6 protein-coding genes are annotated in these 5,580 nt (G+C 57.9%); 3 read left to right on the top strand and 3 right to left on the bottom strand.

Annotation, left to right across the window (positions count from 1 at the left end):
* The 3 genes from AWB67_RS42470 to AWB67_RS34155 form a co-directional block, all read right to left on the bottom strand.
* Positions 1-78, bottom strand: a 78-nt coding sequence (locus AWB67_RS42470; RefSeq protein WP_143328446.1) for a 3-keto-5-aminohexanoate cleavage protein, incomplete at its 3' end; no start/stop codon positions are given.
* Between the two features lie 117 nt (positions 79-195).
* On the bottom strand, positions 196-1,722 hold the full coding sequence (locus tag AWB67_RS34160) for a D-arabinonate dehydratase (RefSeq protein WP_087660392.1): 1,527 nt from the start codon (positions 1,720-1,722) through the stop codon (positions 196-198).
* A gap of 95 nt (positions 1,723-1,817) precedes the next feature.
* Positions 1,818-3,167 carry an MFS transporter gene (locus tag AWB67_RS34155; protein ID WP_087660391.1) on the bottom strand — a complete coding sequence of 450 codons (1,350 nt, stop codon included), beginning with the start codon at positions 3,165-3,167 and terminating at the stop codon, positions 1,818-1,820.
* Between the two features lie 271 nt (positions 3,168-3,438).
* On the opposite strand from AWB67_RS34155, the gene AWB67_RS34150 reads away from it, so the two are divergent.
* The 3 genes from AWB67_RS34150 to AWB67_RS42465 form a co-directional block, all read left to right on the top strand.
* Positions 3,439-4,164 carry a GntR family transcriptional regulator gene (locus AWB67_RS34150; protein ID WP_062643829.1) on the top strand — a complete coding sequence of 242 codons (726 nt, stop codon included), beginning with the start codon at positions 3,439-3,441 and terminating at the stop codon, positions 4,162-4,164.
* A gap of 499 nt (positions 4,165-4,663) precedes the next feature.
* The gene (locus AWB67_RS34145; RefSeq protein ID WP_087660390.1) at positions 4,664-5,470 is read left to right on the top strand and encodes an SDR family oxidoreductase; all 807 of its coding nucleotides are present in this window, start codon (positions 4,664-4,666) and stop codon (positions 5,468-5,470) included.
* A gap of 32 nt (positions 5,471-5,502) precedes the next feature.
* Positions 5,503-5,580 (top strand): 3-keto-5-aminohexanoate cleavage protein (locus AWB67_RS42465; protein ID WP_143328446.1); only part of this gene is annotated, 78 nt, incomplete at its 3' end.

The following is a 5,580-nucleotide window of genomic DNA, read 5'->3' as shown; positions in this document are numbered from 1 at the left end:
GAGGTACGGCGACATCGACGGTGTATGAATCGCGCCAGTGGGCGCACAGGTGATGATGACTTTGCGTTTCGTTGCCATATTAAACCTCTGGATTTTTACATTCTCGAGTACATCGACGGTCCTGAGCTGAATCGCGCGACGCAAATGGGCCGGCGACCGCACCGAGGAAACTCGCCGTCAGGATTACTTCGCTTCTTACATCTGCGCCCCGATCATCCAGGGTACGAATTCCTCGTTACCGACGCCCAACGCTTCGCTTTTGCTCTCCTTGCCAGACGCGACCTCAATGATCATCTTGAAGATTTCCTCTCCTTTTTGTTCGACCGTCGCCGTGCCATCCATGATCTCGCCGCAGTTGATGTCCATGTCATCGGCCATTCGCTTGTACATGCTGGTGTTCGTGGCGACCTTGATCGAAGGTGCCGGCTTGGCGCCAAAACAGGATCCACGTCCGGTCGTAAAGACCACCAGATTTGCCCCGCTCGCGATCTGGCCGGTCGCGCCCATCGGGTCGTATCCTGGCGCGTCCATGAAGACCAGGCCTTTGACGTCGACTGGCTCGGCATAGCGATAGACACCCATGAGAGGGGATGAGCCACTCTTCGCCACCGCACCCAACGACTTCTCAAGGATGGTGGTCAGCCCACCCGCCTTGTTGCCAGGCGTCGGATTGTTATCGATGCTGCCTTTCTCTCTTTCCGCGTACTGCTCCCACCAATGGATTCGCTCAACAATCTTTTCCCCGACTTCAGGACGAATTGCGCGTCGGGTTAAAAGATGCTCTGCGCCATAAATTTCCGGGGTTTCGGTGAGAATGGCGGTGCCACCATGCTGTACCAGCAAATCGACTGCAGCACCGAGTGCAGGATTCGCGGTAATCCCCGAATACCCGTCAGATCCTCCACATTGCAGCGCGATGCTCAGATGGGAGATGGGCAAGGGCTCTCGCGTTGCCTCGTTCGCGACTGGGAGCATTTTTTGGACGGCGGCAATCGCAGCATCGACGGTCTTCTGGGTACCGCCTTGCTCTTGCATCACGAGCGGCACCATGAGCGGACCGGGCTGCACACCTTCGGCGACGAACATCGCACCCATCTGGTTCGCCTCGCAGCCGAGCCCAATGATAAGAACGCCCGCAAAATTCGGATGCTTCGCATAGCCGCCAATGGTGCGGCGCAATTGCTGAATACCTTCGCCGTTGTGATCGATGCAGCACCCGAAGCTGTGGGTGATCGGAACAATGCCATCGACATTTGGGTACGCGTCGAGCGCCCCGGGCGCCGAGAAATGCTGCGTGACCAGCTTTGTCACCGTTGCTGAGCAATTGACGGTACTAATCACGCCAATGTAGTTACGTGTCGCGACTCGCCCATCGGGCCGACGAAGCCCTTGAAAAGCAAGCGGTAAGGCGGCAGGTTCGGTGGGCTTCACATCGGTTCCGAACGCATAGTCTCGGGCGAAGTCGCCCATGGCCATGTTTTGGACGTGAACATGATCGCCTGGCGCAATCGCTTTGGTAGCGAACCCGATGATTTGCCCGTATCGGCGCACGGCGCCGCCAGCTTCGATGGCGCGCAAAGCAACTTTGTGAGCGGCAGGAATGTTGTCGCGAACGACTAACCCTCCCAACTCATGAACTACGGTTCCAGCTGTGAGTGCGCTACGCGCGATCGCGACATCGTCGTTTTCGTTCAACTTGATGGTTAAAGCGGTCGAAGTCATTTTCTGTCTCGTGTATGTGGGGCTGCAGCCTGCTCTCAGACAACGGTAAGCGTGATATGGCGACCTATCGTGCAGGAACGCCCATGCGCCGTCGCTTACTGCGGGTCTGCGGCCACAGGTACTGCGGGGTGTTGCTCTTGCACTGCGTCACGGGGATGACGTTCAGAGCCGTGGCGAAGACGAACGGCACAAACCGCCGCAAGTACGATCACGCCTGCCATAAGCAGCAGTCCGTTTATGGCTTTGCCGGTCGTTTGCTCGACGATGCCCATCACGGTAGGTCCAACAAACCCGCCAAGGACGCCGCAGGAGTTCAACAGCCCCAAACCTCCAGCCAGGGCAGTCCCGCTCAGGCGTGAGCTGGGGAAGCTAAAGAGCACGGACTGTACGCCGAAGAACATCAGCGCTGCTACACACATCGCGAGCAAAGCAAGTGCGGGAGGCGCATATACGGCCACCACGAGGCCAGAGGCCATGATGAGGAACCCGACGACAAGCAGAGCGCGGCTTTGAGCGGAAGTCTTAGCCAGACCCGGCAGCGTTGCCGCACCGATCGACGCTGCAAGCCATGGCGCGGCCGAAAGCACTCCAATGAGGAACGGGGAGAAGTGGCCAGAGGCTCCAATGATGCCGGGCAAGAAAAAGATGACCGCGTAGATCGTGATTTGATGGCAGAAGTAGACAAAGATTGCGAGCCAAACCTGCTTGTCGCGGAGGCAATCCTTGAAATTGTGGGCGGCGTTGTGTTCCCGTTCCGAGAGTCGATGTTCAAGGTCAGTTGCCTCTTGCTTCGACAGCCACGGTGCGGCGCTCGGCCGGTCCGGAAGCTTTTTCCACACAACGTAAGCGAGCACAATCGCAGGCAACCCTTCCAGGAAGAACAACCATTGCCAGCCATGCATTCCAAACGCGCCATCAAGTTCAAGCAGGGCACCACCGATGGGTCCCCCGATGACATTCGCAATGCAAACGCCCAACAAGAAGTAGCCGGTTGCGCGCGCGCAATCCTTGCGGTCAAACCAGTAGGTTAGGTACAGGATGACGCCCGGGAAGAAACCAGCTTCGGCTGCCCCAAGCAAAAGACGCAACACGTAGAACGACGTTTCCCCCTGCACGAAGGCCATCGCGGTGGACAACACGCCCCACGTGACCATGATGCGCGTGATCCAGAAACGTGCGCCGACTCGGTGCATCAACAAGTTGCTCGGGATCTCGAGTGAAGCGTACGAAAGAAAAAACAGTCCAGCTCCCAGCCCATATGTAGCCGCGGAAAGTCCGAGATCAATACTCATTGAGTGCTTTGCCAGCGCGATATTCGTGCGATCAAGGAAGCTGATCGTGTACACGAGAATAAGCAGCGGCATCAGTTTCCGGAAGATCCGCCTATTTAGGGACGAACGATCTTCAGGTGAGGCGGTTAAAGAACCGGCTTTGTCAGATTGCATAAAAGTCTCCAGCTACGGTTTCTGGGTACCCAACGGCGTTGTTGCAGCCATGACACCCCGAAACGGCAATCTTTCGGCGGTGCGCTCGGGCGGCGAACGTCATTTGATTAGTGATGTGTGATCACAAAATCAGGTTATGCGAGTGGAATGGAGTCGTCAAGCAAGATGGCGATCAGGTAAACCCTCGTTCGGCGGAAAAGTCAGGTCAGCTTGCACCGGCCGCAGTTGTGCGTATCATGATCACAAATCACTTCGCCTGATGGAGGCAATCATGGCAGCCGCTCGTTCGGGGTCGCAGGACTTACCAGCTCTTGAACTCGTTCCACGCGAGACCATGGCTGAGCGCGTGTATCTTCAATTGCGCGAGGCGATCATGACGGGCCGGTTCGCGCCAGGCCAGACGTTGACCCTTCGCGGTGTCGCAGAGGCGGTGGGCTCCTCGACAATGCCCGTTCGTGGGGCACTAACGCGCTTGCAGGCAGAAGGGGCCCTGATTGACGGACCCGGCCGAGGGTTGATGGTGCCCCCAATGACGCTTGAGATTCTCGACGAACTGCGCGACGGTCGAATCGCGCTCGAGGGGTGTATCGCAAAGCGGGCGGCGACCCGGATGACAAAGGCAGATCTCAGCGCTCTGCAGCGGGTATTCGACAGGATGGATGGGCGCGCTAAGGCGGGTGATGTCGCGGGCTATCTCCGCGGCAATTTTGAGTTCCATCAGGCAATCTACTCTCACGGGTGCAGCGAGGTGATGATGGGAACGGTCCAGAATCTTTGGATGCGTATCGGTCCGTTCTTGAATCTGGTCGCGCCGGACCTTGCCCACATTGCGCATTCCATGGAAGCACACCGGCAGATTTTCGATGCGTTGAAACGTGGCGACGGCGAGGCCGCGAGAGCTGGCATCGAGCGCGATCTGGGCGACGCTGCGGACGATGTCAAGGCGCGATTGTTAAGCAGAGAAGCCGCAAACGCGGCGCAGACTGAAACGGCCTAAAGTTGCACTCGGCGCGCACGCGTGAGAGTCACCTCCGCGGTCCTCGCGGGACGAGAAGGCCGTGTCCGTTGTGACCGCGAGGAAGGGCACCGCGCTTTCGGCCGGATGCCTACGTGGCGCATGACCATTAGAAATCAAACAGTCAACTGCCCGCGGCGCGCTTCTAAGCGGCGCTTTAAGAGAAACCGACTTAGCGTTTGTCCCAATCAAAAACCGGTTGACTCGTCCCCGCCCCAGATACAAACTGAATCTGCTTTGTGATCACAAGTCACTAATCTCAAAAAACCCGCAGGTCTTTGTGTTTCGTATGACAAGCGTACGGCCGATGGCTTGAACCGCGAAAATCTGACGTTTTTTGGTGATCACAAATCACAAATTTCGACAGAATGAGGACAAGCAATTGCCCTTGTGGGAGACGATCACGTCGCCCAGCCGCTCGGTTTGATGCCCGCATGTAAACCGTGGCAAATACCTCCGTGAAACAAAAGGGAGACAAAACATGACTGTTCTACAGATGTTGAAGCCAAACGTGGGCCTACGTGTGCTCGTAACAGGCGGTGCGTCCGGCATCGGGCTCGTAATTGCACGCGCGTTCGTCGATGCCGGCTCGCGCGTTCATGTCTGTGACGCGAGCCAGCAGGCGATCGACGCGCTGCTCGAAGCCGAGGGCCGCGTGGAATCAAACGCTATCACCACGACGCTCGCTGACGTATCGGACGCGGCCGCGGTCGAACGCGTCTTCGCCGATGTACAGAATCGACTTGGCGGCCTCGATGTGCTGATCAACAACGCAGGTATCGCGGGTCCCACGGGCGGCATCGACGAGCTCGATATGAGCGAGTGGAAGCAAACCATTGACGTGAACTTGAACGCGCAATTCTATTTCGCCCGCCGCGCGGTGCCGCTCCTGCGCAGTGCGCCCAACGGCGGCGCAATCATCGGCCTGTCCTCAGTTGCCGGGCGTCTGGGCTACGCCTATCGAACACCGTACTCCGCGACGAAGTGGGCGGTCGTCGGGCTGACTAAAAGTCTTGCTATCGAACTCGGACCTGTCGGCATCCGTGTGAACGCCATCCAGCCTGGCATCGTTAAAGGCCCTCGGATCGAGCGTGTGATCGAGGCGCGCGCGCGCCAACTCGGCATCTCCTATGACGAGATGGAGAAACAGTATCTCGAGAAGATTTCACTGCGCCGGATGACAACCCCCGAGGAAGTCGCGGCCACCGCACTCTTTCTGTGTTCGCCGGGCGGCAGCGGCATCTCAGGGCAGGCGATCTCGGTCTGCGGCAACGTCGAAGTGCTTTGAACGCATTTGAATGCATTGATCACGAGGTTTATATGGCAACGAAACGCAAAGTCATCATCACCTGTGCACCCACTGGCGCGATTCATACACCGTCGATGTCGCCGTACCTG

It is taken from the genome of Caballeronia terrestris (assembly GCF_001544515.1).
GTDB lineage: Bacteria > Pseudomonadota > Gammaproteobacteria > Burkholderiales > Burkholderiaceae > Caballeronia > Caballeronia terrestris.
Note: the sequence above shows the minus strand (reverse complement) of the source record. Positions and strands in the feature narration are given on the sequence as shown.

Bases quoted from the DNA above. Each gene is read 5' to 3' on its own strand.
- AWB67_RS34145 (WP_087660390.1), top strand. From the start codon at position 4,664: ATGACTGTTCTACAGATGTTGAAGCCAAACGTGGGCCTACGTGTGCTC.
- AWB67_RS34150 (WP_062643829.1), top strand. From the start codon at position 3,439: ATGGCAGCCGCTCGTTCGGGGTCGCAGGACTTACCAGCTCTTGAACTC.
- AWB67_RS34155 (WP_087660391.1), bottom strand. From the start codon at position 3,167: ATGCAATCTGACAAAGCCGGTTCTTTAACCGCCTCACCTGAAGATCGT.
- AWB67_RS34160 (WP_087660392.1), bottom strand. From the start codon at position 1,722: ATGACTTCGACCGCTTTAACCATCAAGTTGAACGAAAACGACGATGTC.